This is a genomic window from Microbulbifer litoralis, from assembly GCF_023634065.1.
Taxonomy (GTDB): Bacteria; Pseudomonadota; Gammaproteobacteria; order Pseudomonadales; family Cellvibrionaceae; genus Microbulbifer; species Microbulbifer litoralis.
The window spans coordinates 198,736-218,972 of sequence record NZ_JALKCV010000004.1; the positions used below are offsets into that span (position 1 = coordinate 198,736).

Here is a 20,237-nt window from a genome sequence, read left to right on the forward strand (position 1 = left end):
GCAGGTAAAGCTTGGACGATGAGATGCGCAGGGCTTCAGCTGACATTGGGGCGGTCCTGCTACCGGGTGCAGCTTTGCGAGACACGCCGTGAATACGTCCCTGTAGGCTTGTCTGCGAGGTCCCTCTCGCAGACAGTCTCGCAAAGCTGCACCCGGCATCAGGACCTTTCGACGACGTGGCTTAACTAACCGTGCAGGCCTTTTTATCGGCCGCCACAGTCTCCGTAAGACCCCATTTTCATCGACCCAATAGCGGCGCAATGACGGGCTCCAGTTCTTCCGCCATCATCCTGTGCTGTGCCCCCGTCGGGTGCGCATCGCAGTCGTCGCCCGGGTGATATCGGGAAACCACCCGATGGACACGACCGTCCCCCACCCGCGCCACCGTATCGGCCAGGTAGCTTCTCAACACACTGCGCTGCGGTCTGCCCGGATCCGCCTCGTCATTGACGATGGCGCCCTCGGTGAGCGCAATTTCCGCTCCCGGATATACCGACAGCAAGCGCTCGACAAAATCGACATAGGTAGGCACGAATTCCTCCCGCTCCGGCAGCGGGCCGATGCCGAGGCTGAAATCGTTGGTGCCGAGTGAAACCAGGATGGCATCCGGTACAAACGCGGTCAGGTTTGCGGCCGGTCCGTCGCGCACCGGAATCGCCAGGTCGAAAAACTGCGGTGCCTGCAGCTCGTCGGTATTTCCGTTCCAGCTGCGGATCAGGCCGCGCCCACCGTAGCAGACCAGTTGGGTCTCCGCGCCCAGGGCCCGGCCGAGCAGCATGCCGTAGGAGTGGTCGGAATCCGGCCGGCGCGGATTGGTCTCACACTGGTAGTCGGCCGGCTGCTGGACGCCTTCGCCGCAGGTAACCGAATCGCCGACGACCAGCAGCCTGCGCCGGGCCGCGGGTGGTGGTGGCTGCAATTCCCCACCGTCGAGGCGAAACCCCTCAACCGTCACGATACCGCGCCAGGTTTCCGACAGGTGACTGAGCCGCACCCGGTGGGGCCTGCCATCGTTCTCTACCAGCGGATACCGTTTCGCTTCCCGGGTCAGGGTGAAACGCCGCGGTGGGCCATCGTCGATGGTCACCGCCAAGTGGCTGCCCGCCTTGCCGCTGTAGGCGGTTACACTGAGGTCGCCCCCTGAAATGGTGAGATTGGCACTGACGCTCGGATAGCCGAAACGCACGACGCCATCCTCCTCAACCACATGGCGCCCGCTCCAGCGCACCTGTTCGTCGCTGGCTTCGATGGTCGCGGCCGCTCCGAGGGCGGGCAAGACACACAATGCGGCCGGCAACAGGTATGCCGCTACCCTTTTCATATCGCTCCCTATTTTTCCAGTAAACCGGACAGTACCGGGCGCAGCTGTTTCGCCCAGAGCTTATAGCCGCGCTCGGTCGGGTGCAGATAGTCGGCCATGATAGCCTTGCCGATGCGGCCGTCATCCTGCAGGAATACCGACCCGAAATCGAAGTAATCCACCCGCGGGTTTTCCGCCAGGGCTTCTATCAGCGCATTGGTCGCCCGCACCCGCGCCCGCTCCGCGGTATCCGGCATTTCGCCGTAGGGAAAGATACCGTGCAAAACGATACGGGCATCGGGATAACCCTCCAGCGCCCGATCAACCACTGCCTGCACCCCGGCAAAAGTATCCCGCGCACTGGCGTCGTTGTGCAGGAAGTTATTGACCCCGATCAGGATCACCACGACTTCCGGGTCCAGCTTCTCGACGGCGCCGTGGTCCAGGCGCCACAGCAGGTTCTGAGTGAGATCCCCACCGATACCAAAATTGGCAGCGTCGTAGGGCGCAAACTCGCGCTTCCAGACCGACGGCGCCGTGGCCCAGCCCTCGGTAATGGAATCCCCCAAAAACAGCAACCGGGCGCTGCCCGCTTCCGCGACCTGGATGTCGTCGGCGTGTTTCCGGTACCAGGAGGACAGGCTCATCCAGGGAAACTGCTGGGTGCGGGGAACGGGTTGGATGGAAAGCGGATCGGCGGCGGAGTAACCGGTTACAGTCAATGCCAGGAATAATAAAAGCGAACTTGTTGTTTTCATCATCGTTATCTTTATCTGCTTTGATTATCGACCGGACGCAGCGCCTGCCCTCTCCGTGATCACGGCGAATGCAAAAGCCGGGAGAACCGGCGCAGCGCGTCCAGGCCGTGGATATCATCCGGCTGCAGGGGCAGATGTCGCCGGTCCAGGTCCGCGAAACGCTGCTCGATGTCCTGCAACAGGCGAAGCTCGCGCTCTTTTCGCGCGCGCAGAAAACCGCCCTCGCCCACCCCGTCCGGCAGCACCCGGTTGACCAACAGGCCGGCGACCGGGATCTTCGCCTCGCGCAGGTTTTCCACCGCCCGGGCGGTTTCCAGGATCGGCAGCCGCTCGGCGGTGAGCACGAAGATGAAACCGCTCCGCCGGTTGTCCTGCAGGCACCGCCGGGTGCGGCGGAAACGGCCCTGGCGCTCCAACAGCGGTTCCGCCAGCGCACGGCTGCGTTCGTCGCCGCCTGCGGTGGGACTGTCGAGGTCGCGACCGGGCGTCAGGTGGGCGAGCACCTCGCCGAGTTTCTCGCTGCGGCGGTTCTGTTGCAGCAGCCCCTCCATCCATACGCTCATGATTTCCGGCAGGCTGAGCAGCCTCAGTGTGTGGCCGGTGGGCGCGGTGTCGAAAATAAGCAGGTCGCGATCGCCGGGGTCATCGACAAGGGCGCTGATACGTTCCAGCAACGCCGCTTCCTGGGCGCCGGGGGACTCGCGGCTGAGTTTCAACTGCCGCTCCAGCGTATCCCGCTGCACCGGCGAAATATGGCGGGCCATCTGGCGGCGCACCCGCTCGAGATAGGCGTCGACCTCCGCATCCGGGTCGATCTCCAGGCCGGCGAGGTTTTCCGCCAGCGGTGTCTCGCGGTCGCCGATGCGGGCATCAAAGGCGTCCGCCAGGCTGTGGGCCGGATCGGTGGACACCAGCAGAACGCGCCGGCCCAGTTCGGACGCGCGCAGGGCCAGGGCCGAAGCCGCGGTGGTTTTGCCCACACCGCCCTTGCCGCCCACCATCAACAGGCTTTTCTCGGCCAGCAGTTTTTCAGTATCCAGCAGACTCATCGACAGCGCCGTTTCACAGGGACATCAACAGCAGCGGAACTGGTCGAGGGGCGATTTCTCCATCCCCATGCGCTGGTGCCAATCGTGAAAGCGGTCCAGCATCAGCGGCTGCAACTCCAGCGTGTACCAGGTGGCGGGGTTGGGAATACCCAGCGCCTCGCCGAACACCAGCAGCATGAACAGATCGTCCTCGTCGCGCTGTGCCCGCGCGATGGCCGCGCGGTAGGGGGCATTGTAATACTCGGCACCGAGCTCACCGGCGCGGCGACAGAGGCGCTTTATGTACTGCAGTTTTCCGGCAAGCTTCACGATTCGCCTTCCTCCGCCGTATAGCGACGGAGTTTCAGCGTGGCGATACATTCGAGGGTGACCATGACTGCCGCCACCAGCACCACCAGGTCGAGACTGAACAGGAACCAGTCATTTTTCACAAAAAACTCTTTGAGCTGCAGCAACAGCGCGGCCAGTGTCATCACCAGCAGGAAAACCAGCGGCCCCAGGGTAAAGATGGTCGGCCGGCCCAGGCGCACCAGCATGACCGTCACCACCAGCAGCGTCAGGCCGGCCAACAGCTGGTTGGTAGTGCCGAACAGCGGCCAGATCAACAGGCCACCGGAACCGTCCGCGCCGCCGGCGCCGAAGGCGAGCAGCACGCAGCTGGCCACCGCCAGCATGGTCGCCGGCATCGGTCGGTGCATCCAGTTGATTTTGTAGATCTCGCCCCACTCCTGGAAAATGTAGCGCTGCAGCCGCAGGCCGGTGTCCATGGTGGTGCCGGCAAACAGCGCCGCCATGACCGTCAGCATGGTGCCGGCGACTTCGGCATTGATGCCGGTGCCGGCGCTGAGAATCGCCGCGCCGCCGTCCACAAACGCCTGCACGCCGCCCTGGCCGAAACTGCTGTAGACCGCCTGCCAGTCCGCCAGCGAGGCGAAGCCGGCGGTCGCGGCGATGATCGCGCCCAGCGCCAGCGCGCCCTCCCCCACGGCGCCAAAGTAGCCGACAAAACGCGCATCCGTCTCTTTGTTCAACTGTTTGGAAGTGGTGCCGGAGGCCACCAGGCCGTGAAAGCCGGAAATGGCACCGCAGGCGATGGTCACGAACAGCAGCGGCAACAGCGGCGGCGTACCGGCGGGCACATCGCTGTTGATCATCGGTGCCACCACCGCCGGGTTGGCTACGATCACCGCGCCGTAGAGCAGGATCAGGCCGACGAACAGTTGCAGGCCGTTGATATAGTCCCGCGGCTGCAGCAGCACCCAGACCGGCAGCAGCGAGGCGACGGCCGCATAGGCGAACAGGATCAGGATCCAGGCCGCGTTGGAGGACAGGCCCATCACGGTTTCCGGCAGTGCCAGCGGCACCGAGGGCCCGGCGAAAATCAGGCCGTAGAGCGCCGCCACACCGATGACGGAAACCAGCCCCAGGCCGATGCGGAAGCGGTAGATCAACTGGCCGATCACCACGGCCACCGCAATGGCGCCCCAGATCGGCAGCACCGAGGCCGGATTGTTGATCAGCAGCCGCGCGATCACGACACCGAACACGGCGTTGACCATCAGCAGCACCAGGAAAATCACGATCATGAACACGCTGCGGGCGCGCTTGCCGACCGCATCGCCGGTCAGGGAGCCCACCGAGCGGCCGCGGTTGCGCACGCTGGCCCAGATGGCGCCACTGTCGTGCACGCCGGCGAAAAACACCGTGCCGAACACCACCCACAGGAACGCCGGCAGCCAGCCCCAGATAACCGCGATCGCCGGCCCCACGATCGGCGCCGCACCGGCAACCGAGGTAAAGTGGTGGCCCCAAAGTACAAAGCGGTTGGTGGGCACATAATCGATGCCGTCCTCGAACTGGTGCGCCGGTGTGCGGAAGTGCGGATCCAGCTCGTAGACCCGGTCGGCGATAAAGCGGGAATAGATGAAATAGCCCGCGGCCATACCACCGAGCCCCAGCACCAGAAGGAGTATTGCACTCATAAAGGAAGTTCCCTTGCCGTTGGGTGAGAGTCAGGGCCCGCCTGACGTAAACAGGCCCTAAAGAATTGCCTGTGCAGCGGCGCCTGTCAAACCTGGCCTCACCGGCCAAATACGGCCATGGCCACGATCAGCAGAATCCAGGTCAACAGCAATAGCCACTGTGCCAGGCTGCCGGTTTTCTGCGGGGCCTCTGCGCCACTGTGCTTTCTCACCCGTTGCAGGTCGAAAGTGTGCCGGGTCAGTTCCGGCCCCTGGTAGACAAGGCTCTCGCGCGCACCGGCGCCCAGTGCCAGTTCGCGAAAAGCCCGCACCTCCACATCCGTCAGTCCGCCCTGGGTTTTCTCCATCGGCTGCAACACCACCAGCGGCGATGGGCCCAGCAGCTTGTCGCCGAGCAACTTGCGGAAGATATACTGCAGCAGCTTTTCGCCCGCCGCGAAGTCCGCCAGCAGCGAGCGGGGATGGGAGAAGGGATTGATCACACGGGTATCCGCAGCGGGCAGCGACGACGCGCGATTGCCCGCGGCCACCACAACTTCCCGCCGCCCCTTTTCCCCCCGCCCCTTCTTCTGCACGGCCAGCAGCGGCGATTCGTCAAAGATTTTGCCGCTGCCGATATCCGTGACCCGGATGCGCTTCTCCCATATCTGCACATAGAGTGTTGTGCCGCGGTTGTCGAACGCTTTTCGAATCACATCGCCGCCCCGCTCTGGACGTTACAGGACTCCGGATTCCTTCAATTGCCGGATCTCCACATCACTTTTTCCCAGCATCTCGCGCAATACGGTTTCGGTATGCTCGCCGAGCACTGGCGGCGCCTGGGTGTACTCCAGTTCGGATTCGGAGAACACGACCGGATTGCGCACGGTTTTTACGCTGCCCGCACTGGGGTGCGACTGCTCCACGACCATGCCCCGGGCCTGTACCTGCGGATCGGCGAAGACCTGGTCCAGGGTATTGATGGGCCCGCAGGGCACATGGGCATCGCTCAGTTTTTCCAGCCACCAGTCGGACTCCCGTTCGCGCGTGGCCGCCTCGATCAATGGCACCAGCTGTTCGCGGGCCAGTACCCGGGCGGAGTTGGTGGCGTAGGCGGGCTGCTCCGCCAGCTCGTCGAGACCGGCGATATGGCAGAAGCGCTTGAACTGGTCGTCGTTGCCGACCGCGAGCATAAAGTAACCGTCCTTCGAGGGCACCGCCTGGTAGGGCACGATATTCGGGTGGCCGGAGCCCTGGCGCTGCGGATTCTTGCCGGAGGTCAGGAAATTCTGCGCCTGGTTGGCCAGCCAGGCCACCTGGGTATCCAGCAGCGCCAGGTCGATATGCTGCCCCGCGCCTGTCTCATTGCGGTGAATCACCGCCGCGAGTACCGCGGAAACCGCGTACATGCCGGTCATCAGGTCCGCCACGGCCACGCCGACCTTCTGCGGGCCGGCGCCGGGCTGGCCGTCCGGCACGCCGGTGATGCTCATCAGCCCGCCCATGCCCTGGATCATGGCATCGTAACCGGCGCGCCGGGCATAGGGACCGGTCTGGCCGAAACCGGTGATGGAGCAGTAGACGATACCGGGGTTGATCGCTTTGATGGATTCGTAGTCCAGGCCGTACTTCTGCAGGCCGCCGACCTTGTAGTTCTCCAGCAGCACATCGCAACGCGAGGCCAGCTCCCGCACCAGTTGCTGGCCGGCCCCGGTGGTAATATCCACGGTGATCGATTTCTTGCCGCGGTTGGCGGAGAGGTAGTAGGCGGCATCGGCGGTGTCTGCGCCCTGTTCGTCCTGCAGGTAGGGAGGGCCCCAGTGGCGGGTGTCGTCGCCACGCTGCGGGCGTTCGATTTTGATTACTTCAGCGCCAAAATCGGCGAAAACCTGGCTGGCCCAGGGGCCGGCCAGAATGCGGCTCAGGTCGAGCACTTTCAGGTGGGATAACGGACCTGCCATAACTTCCTCTTCTTCTGACCCTCATCAAAATCCGGATGGAGGGAACCTGCGCAGCCTACCAGATTCGTGACCGGCGCGCCGCTCTTGGAGAGCGTGCGCTTTGGCCGTAGACTGCCCACTGCTACCAATACAATAACAAGAGGCTCTGTCATGCCGGCCACATCCGCTGAGGAAACCGTGAGCGACAACAATGTGAGCGACAAGAAAAGGGAATTTCACTCCTTTCGCGATTTCTACCCCTTCTACCTCGAGGAGCACCGCAACCTCACCTGTCGGCGACTGCACTTTGCCGGCACCTCGCTGGTGCTTGCCCTGGTGGCCACCGCGCTGATCAGCGGCAACTACCTGTGGTTTGCCGCAGTGCCCTTTGCCGGTTACGGATTCGCCTGGGCGGGGCATTTCTTTTTCGAGCACAACCGCCCCGCCACTTTCAGGAATCCGTTCTACAGCCTGTGGGGAGACTTTGTGATGTTTAAGGATATGCTGCTCGGCCGCATAGAGCGGTAAGCGAAACCGGTCGCAGGTGCAGACTTGTCTATGCTCCTGCGGGCCTCCGTCATTCCGGACTTGATCTGGAATCCGGGATTGTGGTGCCGGGCCATACCCTATCCCGGGTTCCGCTGCGCTCCATCCGGGCTACGCCTGTCGATCCGGAAGCTCAAATTCCACAACTTGATTGCATACCCGCCGTCGACACCCCTCACTCTCCTCGCCCCAGGCCATACTTGCGCAGCTTATTGGCCACCGCGGTGTGGGAGATCCCCAGCCTTCTTGCCAGTGCGCGGGTCGAGCGCTGCTCCATCAATAACTCCCGCAGCAACGCCTCCTCGACCTTGTCCATGGCCTCCCGGTAACTGAGACCGCGGCTCCAGTCCCGCCAGGGCAGCACAGGCTCCGCATCCGGCACCGGCAGGTCCCGCATTTCGATCGTCGAGCTGCCGCGGCGACGGCAACGTGCTGCCGCAGCCAGCAGGTGCTCGGCAAAGCCGCTGAAGTTGTCCGGCCAGTCGCTGCGCCCCAACCGCTCACCCGCGGCTTCGCCCAACCGCAACGCTTCGACCCCGGCGCGCTGTTCCCGTAGGACGGCCTGCGCAAACCGCGCCACCGCCGGCCGCATACTGCGCAGCGGCGGCAATGTCACTGCCAGCTCGGAGAAAAGCTGGGCCAGCGCGGGGATCAACCCAGACGCCTGGTCACAGGTGGCGACGGCGCGCAGGTATACCGGCAGCCCTCGCAGGCGCCGCGCCAGTTGTCGCTGCTGTTCCGCCGACAATCGGTGCAGGTCATCCAGGATCAGTGTGCCGCTGCCCGGCCAGTTTTCGGGCAGTTCGGATTCCCCCAGGCGCAGGTACACACAGTCGCCCGTGGCCGCCAGCGGCGACAGGTAGTGCACCGCCGTGGCAAAGGTGCTCTTGCCGGAACCGGGCTCGCCGCGGATCAGCAGCGGCGCCTGCAGTGCGGCCATCTCCTGCAATTGCAGGCAGCTCTCGCGCCGCCGGTCGAAATCCCACAGAGCCACCGGCGCGGGCAGTTCCGGCGGCGCCTCGCCCGGATTCCGCAGCTGCAGCGTCAACACGGCGCCGGCCAGCGACTCCACATCGCCCGGCAGATCCGCCAGTGCGATCGGCGACCACTCCATGCGATAGCTGCGGCCGCGCACGGTCACCGGCACGCCGTAGCGGGGCACGGCAAAGTCACGCAACAATTCGGCCACCTGCAGCAGCGGCAGGAAACGCTGCAGTTGCAGCCCGGGCACCCGATTCAGGCTGACGCCGAAGGCCCGCGCCGCCGCCAGGTTGGCGGCGATCACCCGCCCCTCCCGGTCCACGGACAGCACCGGTTCCGCCACGTGGCGCAGCAGCGTGTCCAGCTCGAAGTGGCGGCGCTCGGACGGGATCAGCGCAATCCGCCGCACCCGCTTGACGCCGGGCACCCGCAACAGGGATTGCTCAATGGCGCGATACTGGGTGGTCAGCATCCCCGGTGCGGACAGGTAGACTTTGTCGCCGCTGTCACCGCCCAGTTCCCCGGAGGTAACATTTATTCGATAATCGCCGAATATCTGTGTTATTTCGTGAAGAATTCCGACTCGGTTGGCACAAGTGATCTCGACTCTCATCGCGGACCTGTAAACTATTGTTTACAAAAAGTGTATCCCCGGCGCAGCGCCAGCGCCAGAACTGCCGCCAATCCCCTCCCCTTCGAAGCCCTCTCCCACTAAAAATTGGAACCACAGGCAGATAACAACAAAACAGAGAGCGCGGGCACTCGCCGCCTGGCCGGCCCGCGCCGGGAGCAGAGATCATGAAAAGCGACAGCAAGACCTCCGGCAAAAAACCGGGCGCGCCCGCGGGCAAAGGAACCCGGTACATCGCCCGCGAGCCGGACGGGAACGGCGTCATTCACTACACGGATACCGAGCACGACACCTGGCGGCGGCTGATCGAGCGCCAGTTGGAGGTGGTGCCGGGCCGCGCCTGCGACGAATACCTGCACGGCCTGGAACTGCTGGACCTGCCGCGGGAGCGGATTCCACAACTGGAGGAAGTCAGCAGTGTCCTGCGCCGGGAGACCGGCTGGGAAGTGGCGCGGGTACCGGCACTGATCGGCTTCGAAACCTTTTTCGGCCTGCTCGCCGAGCGCAAATTCCCGGTGGCCACCTTTATCCGCACACCGGAGGAGTTCGACTACCTGCAGGAACCGGACATCTTCCACGAGATCTTCGGCCACTGCGCCATGCTGACCAACCCGGCCTTTGCCAATTTCACGCAGAAGTACGGGCAGCTGGGCCTGGCCGCATCGCCCAAGGAGCGCGCCTACCTGGCCCGTCTCTACTGGTTTACCGTGGAGTTCGGCCTGCTGCAGACGAAAGGCGGACTGCGCATCTACGGCGGCGGCATCCTGTCCTCGCCCAAAGAAACCCTGTATGCACTCGGCGACGAACCGGCCCGCTACGATTTCGACGTCCTGGACGCGCTGCGCACCCCCTATCGCATCGATATCGTGCAACCGGTCTACTATGTGCTGAATGACCTGCAGCAACTGCAGGAGCTCACCGAAATCGACCTGATGGCCCGGGCCCGCAAGGCGATCGAGCTGGGCCTGTTCGAGCCGCGCTTTCCGCCCAGGGACGCTGCGTAGCTTCCAGGGACTCGGGACTCTCAGTAGGGTGCGCCGTGCACACCGGCCGATCAATAGTGCGCGCGGCGCACCCTACGCTGCAAGGAGTGGCCTGAAAATCACCCCCCCCTCCCTTCTCTCAAAACCCAGAGGAAAATCCCACTACCGATCCAGATAATCGGAGCCTATCGTTACAGCAGTGAGAACAGTGTGAGCAGAAGTATCCCTCCGAAATCGGATGTCTCCGCTGGGCTCAAGCAGACAGGGGTATGTTGTTGCCAGTGATGGCCTGAAATCGTCGTTCAGGGAGTTACGACCCCGCGATTTAGGGAGCTTGGTAGAATCATGTCCTCACTCGACGCGATCGATCGACAACTTCTTGCCATCCTGCAATCAGATGTTAGCCTTTCCATCGAGGAACTGGCGGAGCGCGTGGGGCTGACCAAAACCCCCTGCTGGCGCCGGGTGCAGAAGCTCGAGAAAAGCGGCATCATTCGCCGCAAAGTGGCCCTGCTGAATGCCGAGACCCTGGGCCTGCCGGTGTCGGTTTTCGCCCAGGTGAAAACCGACCAGCACACACCCGAGTGGGCCGAGGCCTTTGCCCGGCGCATGGCGGAACTCCCCGAGGTGGTGGACTGCTACCGCATGGCCGGGGATTACGACTATCTGCTGCGCATCGTGGTCAGCGATATCGCCTCCTACGACCACTTCTACAAGGAACTGATCCGCCAGGTGGGCATCAGCGATATCGTCTCCAACTTTGCCATGGAGCAGATCAAGAGCACCACCGAACTGCCGATTCCTTCCGGCGAATAGGGGGCCGGTGAACGGGAAACGCAAAGAGCAGAGAGAAGAGAAAGGAAAAGGACAAACAGGAGCGGGCCACTGCCCTGTGCGCCCGGGCGCATTCCAGAATAACGAAAACAGTATTTATCGAGGTAACCATGTCCCGCAGTGAAACCCTGCTCGCCCGCATCCGCGACAACGTCATCGGCGAACGCCTGCCGCTGGCCACGCCGTTCGGCATCCGGCCGCTGATCTACGCCGACTACACCGCCTCCGGCCGCGGCCTGGCCTTTATCGAGGAGCAGATCCGCAATCGCGTGCTGCCCTGGTACGCCAACACCCATACCGAGACTTCCGCCACCGGCCGCCAGACCACCGCCTTCCGCGAACAGGCGCGCGCGGCGGTGCGCAGATCCGTCAACGCCGGCGACGAACACGCGGTGATTTTCTGCGGCGCCGGCGCCACCGCCGCGGTCAACCGTATGCTGGACTGCCTGGGCCTGCGCCGCGATCACTACGATCGCTTCGGCGCGGACGCCGGGCAGATCCCGCCGGCCGCGCGCCCGGTCGTTTTTATCGGCCCCTATGAGCACCACTCCAACGACCTTCCCTGGCGGGAATCCGTCGCCGATGTGGTCACCATTCCCCAGCACAGCAACGGGGGCGTGGACCTGCAGGCACTGGAACAGGCACTGCAACTCTACAACGACCGACCGCTGAAAATCGGCAGCTTCTCCGCCGCCTCCAATGTCACCGGTATCCGTACCGATGTGGACGCAGTCACCCGCCTGTTGCACAAGTTCGACGCCCTGTCGTTCTGGGATTACGCGGCGGCCGCCCCCTATGTCGCCATGGACGCAGAGGGCGATGGAGACAGCACGCGCAAAGACGCACTGTTTATCTCCCCGCACAAATTTGTCGGCGGGCCGGGCACACCCGGCATCCTGGTGGTCAAGAAATCCCTGTTGCCGGCGGAACAGCCGGCCGTGCCCGGTGGCGGCACCGTCTCCTGGGTGGGCCCGGAAGCCCACACCTACCTGCCCCCGGGCGAGCGCCGCGAGGAGGCCGGCACCCCGGCGATCGTGGAATCGGTGCGCGCCGGCCTGGTATTCGCGCTCAAGGACAAAGTGGGGGCGGAGGAAATCGAGGCGCGCGAGGCGCAGTGGCTGGAGCGCGCCTTCGCACGCTGGCGCGACAACGACAACATCGAGATTCTCGGCGGCACCGAACTGCCGCGGGTCAGTATCGTGTCGATGCATATTCTCAGGGACGGCCTGCCGTTGCACCACGGCTTTGTCGTGGCGCTGCTGAACGACCTGTTCGGCATCCAGGTGCGCGGCGGCTGCTCCTGCGCCGGTCCCTACGGCCACTCGCTGCTGCACCTGACACCGGAGCAGAGCCGCGCCCTGGAGCAGGTGGTCAGCGGCGGCGAGAGCCTGCTGAAACCCGGCTGGGTGCGGTTGAATTTCAACTATTTCCTCGATGAAGAGACCGTCGACTACCTGATCGAAGCCGTCGAGATCATCGCCGGGCTCGGTTATAAACTCCTGCCCTATTACCAGTACGATGCCGGTGCCGGTGTCTGGCGCTACCAGGGTCAGAGCGGCGAAGCGGTACTCGAGCTGTCGCTGGAGAACGGGCATGACGCCGTACCCGGGAAAGTGGAAACGGCACTCGCAGACTACCTGCAACAGGCCCGCGAAATCCTGCAAAACCCGAGCGGCAGGATCTGCGAACAGCCGATACTGTCGCCGGAAGCCGAGAACCTGCGCTGGTTCAATCTCTGATGTTCCAGATTACCTTGTAGCCAGCTCAGTGACGATCCTGCTACCGGTGGCTGTGTGCGGGACACGCCACCCGGCGCCCCGACCTGAACCCCGAAACTCGGGTTCCCATGCTTCCCGGTGCGATCGATACGAAAGAGAGGGCAACAGTTTTCGCCACCCCATCATCCATGGATAATGGCCCCATCAACCGGGTAACAAGGATGTCCAGTGGCAGAAATCAACCTGTTCCAGTCTTTCTTCCTGATTTTCAGTGGCGCGGCGATCGTGGCCTCACTGGCGCTGTTCGGGAGGCAGCCGCTACTGGTGGCCTATATCGCGCTCGGCGTTATGCTCGGGCCGTCCGGGTTCGGGGTGATCGACAATGTGCGGCTGCTGGCGGAGATGTCGAGCATCGGCATCATCTTCCTGCTGTTCCTGCTCGGCCTGGACATGCAGCCCAAGGCGCTGGTATCGGTGCTGCGGAAAGCCACCTTCGTCGGCATCGTCAGCTGCGCCCTGTTTCTCGGCCTGGGTTACGGCATCGGCCAACTGTTCGGCTACACCGCGATCGAATCCTGGGTCATCGGCATGGCGCTGATGTTCTCCAGTACCATTATCGGCATCAAGCTGCTGCCCACCACGGTACTGCACCACAAGCACCTGGGTGAGTTGATGGTGGGCCTGCTGTTGTTCCAGGACTTTGTCGCCATCACCTGCCTGATGATCCTGCTGTCCGGCAGCACCGGCGAGGTGGATATCGCCAGGTTGGGGCTCTCCTTCGCCGCGCTGCCCCTGCTGGTATTTTTTGCCTGGGTGGTGGTCAAATATCTGCTGATGCCGCTGTTCACCCGCTTCGACCGCTTTCACGAATACGTCTTCCTGCTGGCGCTGGGCTGGTGCATGGGCCTGGCGGAGCTGGCGGAAATCCTCGGCCTGTCCCGTGAAATCGGCGCCTTTATCGCCGGTATTACCCTGGCTACCAGCCCCATCTCGCAGTACATCGCGCTGAGCCTGAAACCGCTGCGGGATTTTTTCCTGATCCTGTTTTTCTTCAGCCTCGGCGCCCAGTTCAAACTGGCCATGCTGCCGGAAGTCGCCCTGCCCGCGCTGGTTACCGCCGCCGCGGTGCTGGCAGTCAAGCCGGTGGTGTTCCGCTACCTGCTGGGCAACCAGAGCGAACACAAGGTGCTGGCCTGGGATATCGGTTTCCGCCTGGGGCAGATCAGCGAGTTCTCGCTGCTGATCGCCCTCCTCGCCTTCAACCAGGAACTGATCGGCAGCGGCGCCTCGCACCTGATCCAGGCCACGGCGATCCTGACCTTCCTGGTTTCGTCGTATATCGTGGTACTGAATTTCCCCAACCCGATTGCGATCAAGGATCATTTGCGGCGGGACTGAGCCAGTGCCGTCCTTGGCGCTCGCCCGCTTTGTGGGCGTCTCCGGACCGGTCAAACTTGTGCCGGGGGGAAGAAACAAAATGACACCGGATTCTATTTTGGCGAAGCGAACTGTTACCTAACTTTGCGAGCGGCCCACTAGCTGCCCGTTTCTTCGCAACATCCCGAACACGGCGGGAATATCCTTTGCAAACATCAGGTACAGGCAGGGCACCAGCAGCAGCGAGATCGTCGTCGCCGCCAGGATTCCATAGCCTAGCGAAATCGCCATCGGGATCATAAAGCGTGCCTGTACCGAGGTCTCGAAAATCATCGGCATCAGGCCACAGAAAGTCGTCACCGTGGTCAGGATGATCGGGCGGAAACGCCGCGCCGCGGCCAGCTTTATCGCGTCGGTGATACCGGCCCCGTCGTCGCGCAGGCGGTTGCCGTACTCGATCATCACCAGGGTATCGTTGATCACCACCCCGGCCAGCGCCACCATGCCCAACAGGCTCACCATACTCAGGCCGTAACCCATCAGCAGGTGGCCGAGCACCGCGCCGATCACGCCGAACGGAATCGCCACCATCACCGTCAGCGGCTGGATATAGCTTTTCAACGGAATCGCCAGCAGCAGGTAGAGTGCCGCCAGGGTCAGCAGGAAAGTCATTCCCAGGGAGGCCAGGCCCTCGCGCTCCTCCGCCTGCCGGCCCTCGTAGGAAATACTCAGGCCGGCAAATTCGGCGCGCAACTGCGGGATCACCGTCCGGTTCAGCTCGTTGATCACCAGCGCCGCCTGGTCCGGCGGTTCGACGTTGGCGGTCACCGTCATCACCCGCCGGCCGGCGCGGCGGTTGATGCTGGCGTAGGCGCGGCCCTTGTCGATCTCCACCAGGTCCGGCAACGGCAGCCAGACGCCGCTGTCGGTGCGGATCATGATGCTGGAGACATCGTCCAGGGACACCCGCTCCTCCTCCGGCAGGCGCACCATCACTTTCACCTGGTCGCGGCCGCGCTGCTGGCGCATGGCCTCGGCGCCGTACAGGGAGGCGCGCAGCTGGCGGCCGATATCCTCGGCGGACAGCCCCAGGCTCTTGGCGGTCTCGGTCAGGGTGAGGTCCAGTTGCTGCTTGCCGATGGAAATACCCGGGTCGATATCGCTGACATCGGGGAACTGCTCCAGCTCCCTGGCCAGGCGCTTGGCGGCCCGCTCGAGCACTTCGGTATTCGTATGGCGCAATTCAACCGTGAGCGCGGCACCGGAACCGGGGCCGCCGCGGTCGGCGGCGAAGCTCGAGCTGATGGCCCCGGGCACCACGCCCACTTCCCCGCGCCATTTCTGCACGAATTCGCCGGTGGTGAAATCGCGCTCGTCCGCGGGCACCAGGTAGACGTCCGCCACCACGGAATTGTCGCCGATGCGCCCGCGCATCCCCAGGAAGACACTTTCCCGATCCACTGTATCCAGCACGCGATCGGCGGCGTCGAGGATATGCCGGCGCGCCGCGTTCAGTTGCTCCTCCGAGGCGCCCGGTGGGAAATTCACTTCCACGCGCCCGGAATCCCGTTCCACCCGCGGCATCAGGGTAAAGCCCATGCGGCCACTGGCGGCGTATCCGGTCACCACCACCAGCACCGACAGGGCGATGGAAATGGTCAGGTAGCGGTGGCGCACGCACAGGTCCAGCAGCGGCTTGAAGCGGTTTTCCACGAAGCGGTCGAGGCCGCGCGCAATCATTTTCTGGCGCGCGGCCAGGCGCCGCGCCCAGCCTTTTTTGTAACCGCGGCGGGAATAGGCCAGGTGCGCCGGCAGGATAAACAACGCCTCCACCCAGGAGATCACGAACACCGACCCCACCACGAACGGAATGATGCCGAAGATCTTGCCCATAAACCCGGGCAGTTCCATCAGCGGAATAAAGGCGACGACATTGGTGAGAATGGCGAAGGTCAGCGGCACCGCCACCTGGCGCGCACCGGCGATGGCCGCTTCCAGGTTCGAGTAGCCCAGGCGGCGCCACTCGTGGATATTTTCCCCGGCAATGATCGCATCGTCGACGACGATACCGAGCGCGATGATAAACGCGAACATGCTGACCATGTTCACGGAGATATCCAACGCCGGCAGGAACAGCAGCGCACCCATAAAGCTGGTGGGAATCCCCAGCGTCACCCAGAACGCCAGGCGCAGTTCCAGGAAAGCCCCCAGCACCACAAACACCAGCAGCAGGCCGACAAAACCGTTCTTCAGCAGCAGCGACAGGCGCTCCTTGAAGATCAGGGAATCGTCGTCGCGGATACTGATATGCACGCCGGGCGGCAGTGTGCTCTTGAGCTCCCCGAGCACCTCGTGGGTGGCGTCGCTGACGCTCATGGGCGTCTGGCTGCCGACGCGGTAGACATCGATGCCCACCGCCGGCTCGCCGTTGTAGATCATGTTGCGCGGCTCATCCACCAGCGCATCGCGCACCGAGGCGATATCCCGCAGGCGCACGGTGCCGCCGCCGGCCCCCTGCGCCACCACGATCTCACCGAACTCCCGCGCCCAGTCGCGCCGCTCGGTGACCCGGACGAGAATTTCGCCGGCGCGGGTTTTCACTCCGCCCGCGGGCACATCCACTGCAGCGTTGGCGATCAGCGAGGCCACGTCCGGCAGCGACAGGCCGTAGCGGCGCAGGTCGTCGCGGCTGATTTCCACCGCCACCTCGAAATCCCGCACACCGGACGTGGACAGCTGGGTGATGTCCGGGTGCGCCTCCAGCTCGTCGTAGATCTGCATGGCGACGTCGCGCAGCGTGCGATCGTCCAGGTCGCCGTGGATGACCAGGTCCATCACATCGTGCTGCGGATCCGCCAGACTCACCTGGGGCCGCTCGATATCCGACGGGAAGGTGGTCACCCGGTCGATGGCCTGCTGCACGTCCTGGTAGACCTGGTTGGCATTGGCGTCCTCTTCCAGTTCCAGGGTCAGCGACGCGCCGCCCTCGGACGCGGAACCGCGCATCTCCTTGATACCGTTGATGCCCTGCACAGCCTGCTCCGCGGCCACCAGCACACCCCGTTCCACTTCCGCCGGGCTGGCGCCCGGATAGGAGATGGAGACGGTGACGATATCCAGGTCGAAGTTGGGGAAGACCTCTTTCTTGACCGTCGTCGCGAACAGCAGGCCGCCGATGATAAACACCAGCATCAGCAGGTTGGCGGTGACATGGTTGTGGGTCATCCAGGCGATGGGGCCGCCGCGGGTTTCCACCGGCGGCCGTTTTGGCTGCCCCCCGCTCATCCGCGTTCTCCCCGTTGCGAGGCCCTTCGCGGTCCATCTCCAGCGGCGGTTTCGTCCCGCCGCGGGCCGGCATCGGTTTCAGCGCCGGCCACCTTGACCGGCATGCCCTCGGTTACGGTGGTCAGCCGCGTGGTGACCAGGGTCTCGCCGCCGCCGAGCCCCTCGGCGATCACTGCATAGTCGCCGCTGAGGTAATCGATTTTTACCGGCTGGATACGGATGCCGCCATCCTCGACGACCCATACCCGATCGCCGTCCTGGACCGCCGTCAGCGGTACCCGCACCCGCTCCTGCTCGGTGCGGCCGGTCAGCTCGACCCGCGCCAGGTCGTTCAGCAGCAACTGTGGCTGGCCCGGCTTGTCGCGGGACAGCGGATCCGGCAATTCCACCAGTACCCGCGCCAGGCGGCCCTGTTCCTCCAGCACCGGGATCACACGCACGAACTCGCCGCGGCGGAAAACGCCGTCGGGCCACTGGCTGCCGTGGATCTGCACTTCGGTGTCGCCCTGGTCGAGCCGCTGCAACTGGCCCGCGGGCACTTCCACTTCAATCTGGAAACGGTCGGCACCCGCCAGGGTATAGATGGCGGTCCCCGGGGCCACCCGGTCGCCCACATCCACACTGCGGCTCACCAGCAGGGCGTTGAAGGGCGCGCGGATTTCGGTCAGGCGCAGGTCCCGCCGGGCCAGCTTGACGTCCGCCTCTGCCGCATCCACCTGCGCCTGGGCGGCTGCCAGTTGCGGCTCGCGCAGTACCAGCGCGCGGTCCACCTCCGGCAGGCTGGTGCCCAGCAGTTCGTATTCCTCCCGCGCCACGGCGCGCTGACCCTGCTCCTGCTGCAGTCCGGCGCGACTCTCGGCCAGGGTGCTGCGGGCACCCTGCAGGGCCAGCTCGAAGGGCTCCTTCTCGATGCGCAGCAGCAGTTGGCCGCCGTCCAGGATCGAACCGGGCCCCAGGTCGTAGTCGAGCCACTCCACGCGGCCGTCCACCTGCGGCTGCAACTCCACGGATTCCCGCGCCTGCACCTGCCCCAGGGCGGTCACGGTCAGCGGAAACTGCCCGACTTCCGCCTCCGTCACGGTCACCGTGGGCGCCGGCGCGGTGTGGGGGCCGCGGTGCAGTGTGGGTTTTTCCCGCAACAACCAGCTGGAAACCAGCACCGCCAGTACAATCAACCCCACGGGCAGCGCAAAATTCCAGTTCAAGCGTTTCAAATTCAACGGTTACCCTCCCGGTACAACTCCAACTCCACCGGCTCGGCACTGGGCAGGTCCGCCATCGGCAGGCCGCCGGACAGTGCGCGGTAAAGTGTCACGCGATTCTCGATCAGTTCCCGCCGCGCCGTCAGCAACTGCTGCTCGAGGCTCTGCTGGCTGGTGGTGGCGGTGAGCACATTGAGGAAATCCACGGTGCCGCGGCTGTAGGAACGACGCTGGCGCACCACCAGTTGGTCCGCCAGGCGCGCGCGCTCGCGCAGGTGCACCAGCCGCTGGCGCACCGACTGCTCCTCGATCAGGGCCTGTTCCACCTCGGACAGCGCCTGCACCACGGTGTCGCGGTAGAGCGCCCAGCGCTCCTGCAGCACCGCGTCCTGCTGGTCCTGTGCGGAGGACAGCTGGCCGCCGTCAAAGATCACCCCTTCCAGCCCCGCGGTCACGGTCATCAGCCAGTCGTCGACGATATCGCCGATGGCGGTGCCGCCGCCACTGGCCACCGCGGCCAGGCTCAGGGTCGGCAGGCGGTCCGCCCAGGCCTGGTCCGCCAGATAGTAGCCCTGCAGCAACTCGCGCTGCGCCTGGCGCACGTCCGGGCGGCGCAACAGCAATTCCGAGGGCACGCCGGTGTCCGGCAGCGCTGGCAGCGCCGGCAGGCCGGACGCCATCTGCAGCTCACCGGCGAGGCGCTGGCTGCTGATTCCCAGCAGCGCCGCCAGCTGCACTTTCAGGGTCTCGATATTGTTCTCGATATCCTGCAGTTCCTGCTCCGACTCCTGGACCAGCTGCCGCTGCTGCAGTACGTCCGCGGCCGTGGTCACACCGCCGCCGAAGCGCAGTTCGAGCACCTTGAGCGTCTTGCGGTTGACCTCCAGCTGTTGTTGCAACAGTTCCCGCTGGCCCCACTGTTCGCGCAGCTGCAACCAGGTGGTCGAGACCTCCGCCGCCAGGCTCAGGGCCGCGGTCTGCAGGGCATCCTCCTGGGCCAGGCGGCCCGCCTCGGCGGCGCGGGCACCGGCGCGCACGCGGCCCCAGAGATCCACCTCGTAGCTGGCGGCCAGGCGGCCACTCCAGCTGTTGCCCTCGTTCTCACTGCCGGAGAAGTCGAAGCCACTGGAGTCGGCCCGGCGCTGCTCGGAGTTTTCCAGGCTGCCGGTGATCCGCGGCCAGAACCCGGAGCGGGCACCGCGGGCCGCGGCATCCGCCTGCTCCAGGCGCCACAGGGTGGCCTGCAGGTCCGGGTTGTCGCGCAGCGCGAGCTGCACCAGGCGGTCCATCTGCGGGTCGCCGAAGGTGCGCCACCAGCGCACATCGGCGCTGCCGCTGCCGGAGGCGCGGAAGCTGTCCGGCAGGCCCAGGGCCCGCTGCGGCAGGTCCGGCGGCAGCGTCTGCGCGGCACAGGCGGTCAGCAGCGGAAGACAGGAAATCGCGCAACGGCGCAGTGCGAGTAAAAAATTCACCAAAAGACTCTTAAAAGGCACCAGCTTGTAAAATTATTCGCGACTATTATGGGGGGCGACCTTGCCCCTGCAAGGAGATTTACCGTTGTTTACGCTCGCCCTGCCGGTCCGCTACAGGTGCCGCGCGACGCGGACTCCGGTATGATGCAACCCCATAAGACCGGCCGGACACACCGGCGGTAACGGGAAAACGGAAGAAG

Annotated in this window: 16 protein-coding genes; 5 read left to right on the forward strand and 11 right to left on the reverse strand. The window is 64.5% G+C overall.

The window, feature by feature from the left end:
* Positions 1 to 238: 238 nt before the first annotated feature.
* The 7 genes from MWN76_RS08330 to MWN76_RS08360 all read right to left on the reverse strand — a co-directional run bounded on the left by MWN76_RS08330 (position 239) and on the right by MWN76_RS08360 (position 7,029).
* The gene (locus MWN76_RS08330) at positions 239 to 1,321 is read right to left on the reverse strand and encodes an SGNH/GDSL hydrolase family protein (protein ID WP_250460934.1); all 1,083 of its coding nucleotides are present in this window, start codon (positions 1,319 to 1,321) and stop codon (positions 239 to 241) included.
* A gap of 8 nt (positions 1,322 to 1,329) precedes the next feature.
* On the reverse strand, positions 1,330 to 2,058 hold the full coding sequence (locus MWN76_RS08335; protein ID WP_250460935.1) for a GDSL-type esterase/lipase family protein: 729 nt from the start codon (positions 2,056 to 2,058) through the stop codon (positions 1,330 to 1,332).
* A gap of 59 nt (positions 2,059 to 2,117) precedes the next feature.
* Positions 2,118 to 3,107: an ArsA family ATPase gene (locus tag MWN76_RS08340; RefSeq protein ID WP_250460936.1), complete on the reverse strand. Its 990-nt coding sequence runs from the start codon at positions 3,105 to 3,107 to the stop codon at positions 2,118 to 2,120.
* A 24-nt stretch (positions 3,108 to 3,131) separates the two neighbouring features.
* Positions 3,132 to 3,416 carry a cory-CC-star protein gene (locus MWN76_RS08345; RefSeq protein WP_250460937.1) on the reverse strand — a complete coding sequence of 95 codons (285 nt, stop codon included), beginning with the start codon at positions 3,414 to 3,416 and terminating at the stop codon, positions 3,132 to 3,134.
* Positions 3,413 to 5,089, reverse strand: coding sequence for a carbon starvation CstA family protein (locus MWN76_RS08350; protein WP_250460938.1), 1,677 nt, complete (start codon positions 5,087 to 5,089; stop codon positions 3,413 to 3,415). Before MWN76_RS08350 ends, MWN76_RS08345 begins: the two co-directional genes overlap by 4 nt.
* A gap of 98 nt (positions 5,090 to 5,187) precedes the next feature.
* Complete coding sequence (locus MWN76_RS08355) at positions 5,188 to 5,784, reverse strand: rod shape-determining protein (protein ID WP_250460939.1); 597 nt, start codon at positions 5,782 to 5,784, stop codon at positions 5,188 to 5,190.
* 21 nt (positions 5,785 to 5,805) lie between these two features.
* Entirely contained in the window at positions 5,806 to 7,029 is a 1,224-nt protein-coding gene (locus MWN76_RS08360) for a CaiB/BaiF CoA transferase family protein (RefSeq protein WP_250460940.1), read from the reverse strand.
* 150 nt (positions 7,030 to 7,179) lie between these two features.
* Here MWN76_RS08360 and MWN76_RS08365 point away from each other — a divergent pair, with 150 nt between their 5' ends.
* Entirely contained in the window at positions 7,180 to 7,536 is a 357-nt protein-coding gene (locus tag MWN76_RS08365; protein WP_250460941.1) for an Mpo1-like protein, read from the forward strand.
* Between the two features lie 193 nt (positions 7,537 to 7,729).
* On the opposite strand, the gene MWN76_RS08370 is transcribed toward MWN76_RS08365, so the two are convergent.
* Positions 7,730 to 9,148, reverse strand: a complete 1,419-nt coding sequence (locus MWN76_RS08370; protein WP_250460942.1) for a TyrR/PhhR family helix-turn-helix DNA-binding protein — start codon at positions 9,146 to 9,148, stop codon at positions 7,730 to 7,732.
* 185 nt (positions 9,149 to 9,333) lie between these two features.
* On the opposite strand from MWN76_RS08370, the gene phhA reads away from it, so the two are divergent.
* From phhA to MWN76_RS08390, 4 genes are all read left to right on the forward strand, one after another.
* Positions 9,334 to 10,170, forward strand: coding sequence for a phenylalanine 4-monooxygenase (phhA, locus tag MWN76_RS08375; RefSeq protein WP_250460943.1), 837 nt, complete (start codon positions 9,334 to 9,336; stop codon positions 10,168 to 10,170).
* Between the two features lie 324 nt (positions 10,171 to 10,494).
* Positions 10,495 to 10,965: an Lrp/AsnC family transcriptional regulator gene (locus MWN76_RS08380; RefSeq protein ID WP_250460944.1), complete on the forward strand. Its 471-nt coding sequence runs from the start codon at positions 10,495 to 10,497 to the stop codon at positions 10,963 to 10,965.
* A gap of 128 nt (positions 10,966 to 11,093) precedes the next feature.
* Entirely contained in the window at positions 11,094 to 12,722 is a 1,629-nt protein-coding gene (locus MWN76_RS08385) for an aminotransferase class V-fold PLP-dependent enzyme (protein ID WP_250460945.1), read from the forward strand.
* A 207-nt stretch (positions 12,723 to 12,929) separates the two neighbouring features.
* Entirely contained in the window at positions 12,930 to 14,099 is a 1,170-nt protein-coding gene (locus MWN76_RS08390; RefSeq protein WP_250460946.1) for a cation:proton antiporter domain-containing protein, read from the forward strand.
* Between the two features lie 117 nt (positions 14,100 to 14,216).
* Here MWN76_RS08390 and MWN76_RS08395 read toward each other — a convergent pair whose 3' ends face one another.
* From MWN76_RS08395 to MWN76_RS08405, 3 genes are read right to left on the reverse strand one after another with little or no spacing between them, the layout of a single operon-like run.
* Positions 14,217 to 17,363 (reverse strand): efflux RND transporter permease subunit, encoded by a 3,147-nt coding sequence (locus MWN76_RS08395; RefSeq protein WP_250460947.1) that lies wholly within the window; start codon positions 17,361 to 17,363, stop codon positions 14,217 to 14,219.
* The gene (locus tag MWN76_RS08400; protein ID WP_250460948.1) at positions 17,360 to 18,583 is read right to left on the reverse strand and encodes an efflux RND transporter periplasmic adaptor subunit; all 1,224 of its coding nucleotides are present in this window, start codon (positions 18,581 to 18,583) and stop codon (positions 17,360 to 17,362) included. Before MWN76_RS08400 ends, MWN76_RS08395 begins: the two co-directional genes overlap by 4 nt.
* Positions 18,580 to 20,037, reverse strand: a complete 1,458-nt coding sequence (locus tag MWN76_RS08405; RefSeq protein WP_250460949.1) for an efflux transporter outer membrane subunit — start codon at positions 20,035 to 20,037, stop codon at positions 18,580 to 18,582. Before MWN76_RS08405 ends, MWN76_RS08400 begins: the two co-directional genes overlap by 4 nt.
* Between the last annotated feature and the right edge of the window lie 200 nt (positions 20,038 to 20,237).

Excerpts from the sequence above, each read along its gene's own strand:
- MWN76_RS08330 (WP_250460934.1), bottom strand. The coding sequence starts at position 1,321 with ATGAAAAGGGTAGCGGCATACCTGTTGCCGGCCGCATTGTGTGTCTTG.
- MWN76_RS08335 (WP_250460935.1), bottom strand. The coding sequence starts at position 2,058 with ATGAAAACAACAAGTTCGCTTTTATTATTCCTGGCATTGACTGTAACC.
- MWN76_RS08340 (WP_250460936.1), bottom strand. The coding sequence starts at position 3,107 with ATGAGTCTGCTGGATACTGAAAAACTGCTGGCCGAGAAAAGCCTGTTG.
- MWN76_RS08350 (WP_250460938.1), bottom strand. The coding sequence starts at position 5,089 with ATGAGTGCAATACTCCTTCTGGTGCTGGGGCTCGGTGGTATGGCCGCG.
- MWN76_RS08360 (WP_250460940.1), bottom strand. The coding sequence starts at position 7,029 with ATGGCAGGTCCGTTATCCCACCTGAAAGTGCTCGACCTGAGCCGCATT.
- MWN76_RS08365 (WP_250460941.1), top strand. The coding sequence starts at position 7,180 with ATGCCGGCCACATCCGCTGAGGAAACCGTGAGCGACAACAATGTGAGC.
- MWN76_RS08370 (WP_250460942.1), bottom strand. The coding sequence starts at position 9,148 with ATGAGAGTCGAGATCACTTGTGCCAACCGAGTCGGAATTCTTCACGAA.
- phhA (WP_250460943.1), top strand. The coding sequence starts at position 9,334 with ATGAAAAGCGACAGCAAGACCTCCGGCAAAAAACCGGGCGCGCCCGCG.
- MWN76_RS08380 (WP_250460944.1), top strand. The coding sequence starts at position 10,495 with ATGTCCTCACTCGACGCGATCGATCGACAACTTCTTGCCATCCTGCAA.
- MWN76_RS08385 (WP_250460945.1), top strand. The coding sequence starts at position 11,094 with ATGTCCCGCAGTGAAACCCTGCTCGCCCGCATCCGCGACAACGTCATC.
- MWN76_RS08395 (WP_250460947.1), bottom strand. The coding sequence starts at position 17,363 with ATGAGCGGGGGGCAGCCAAAACGGCCGCCGGTGGAAACCCGCGGCGGC.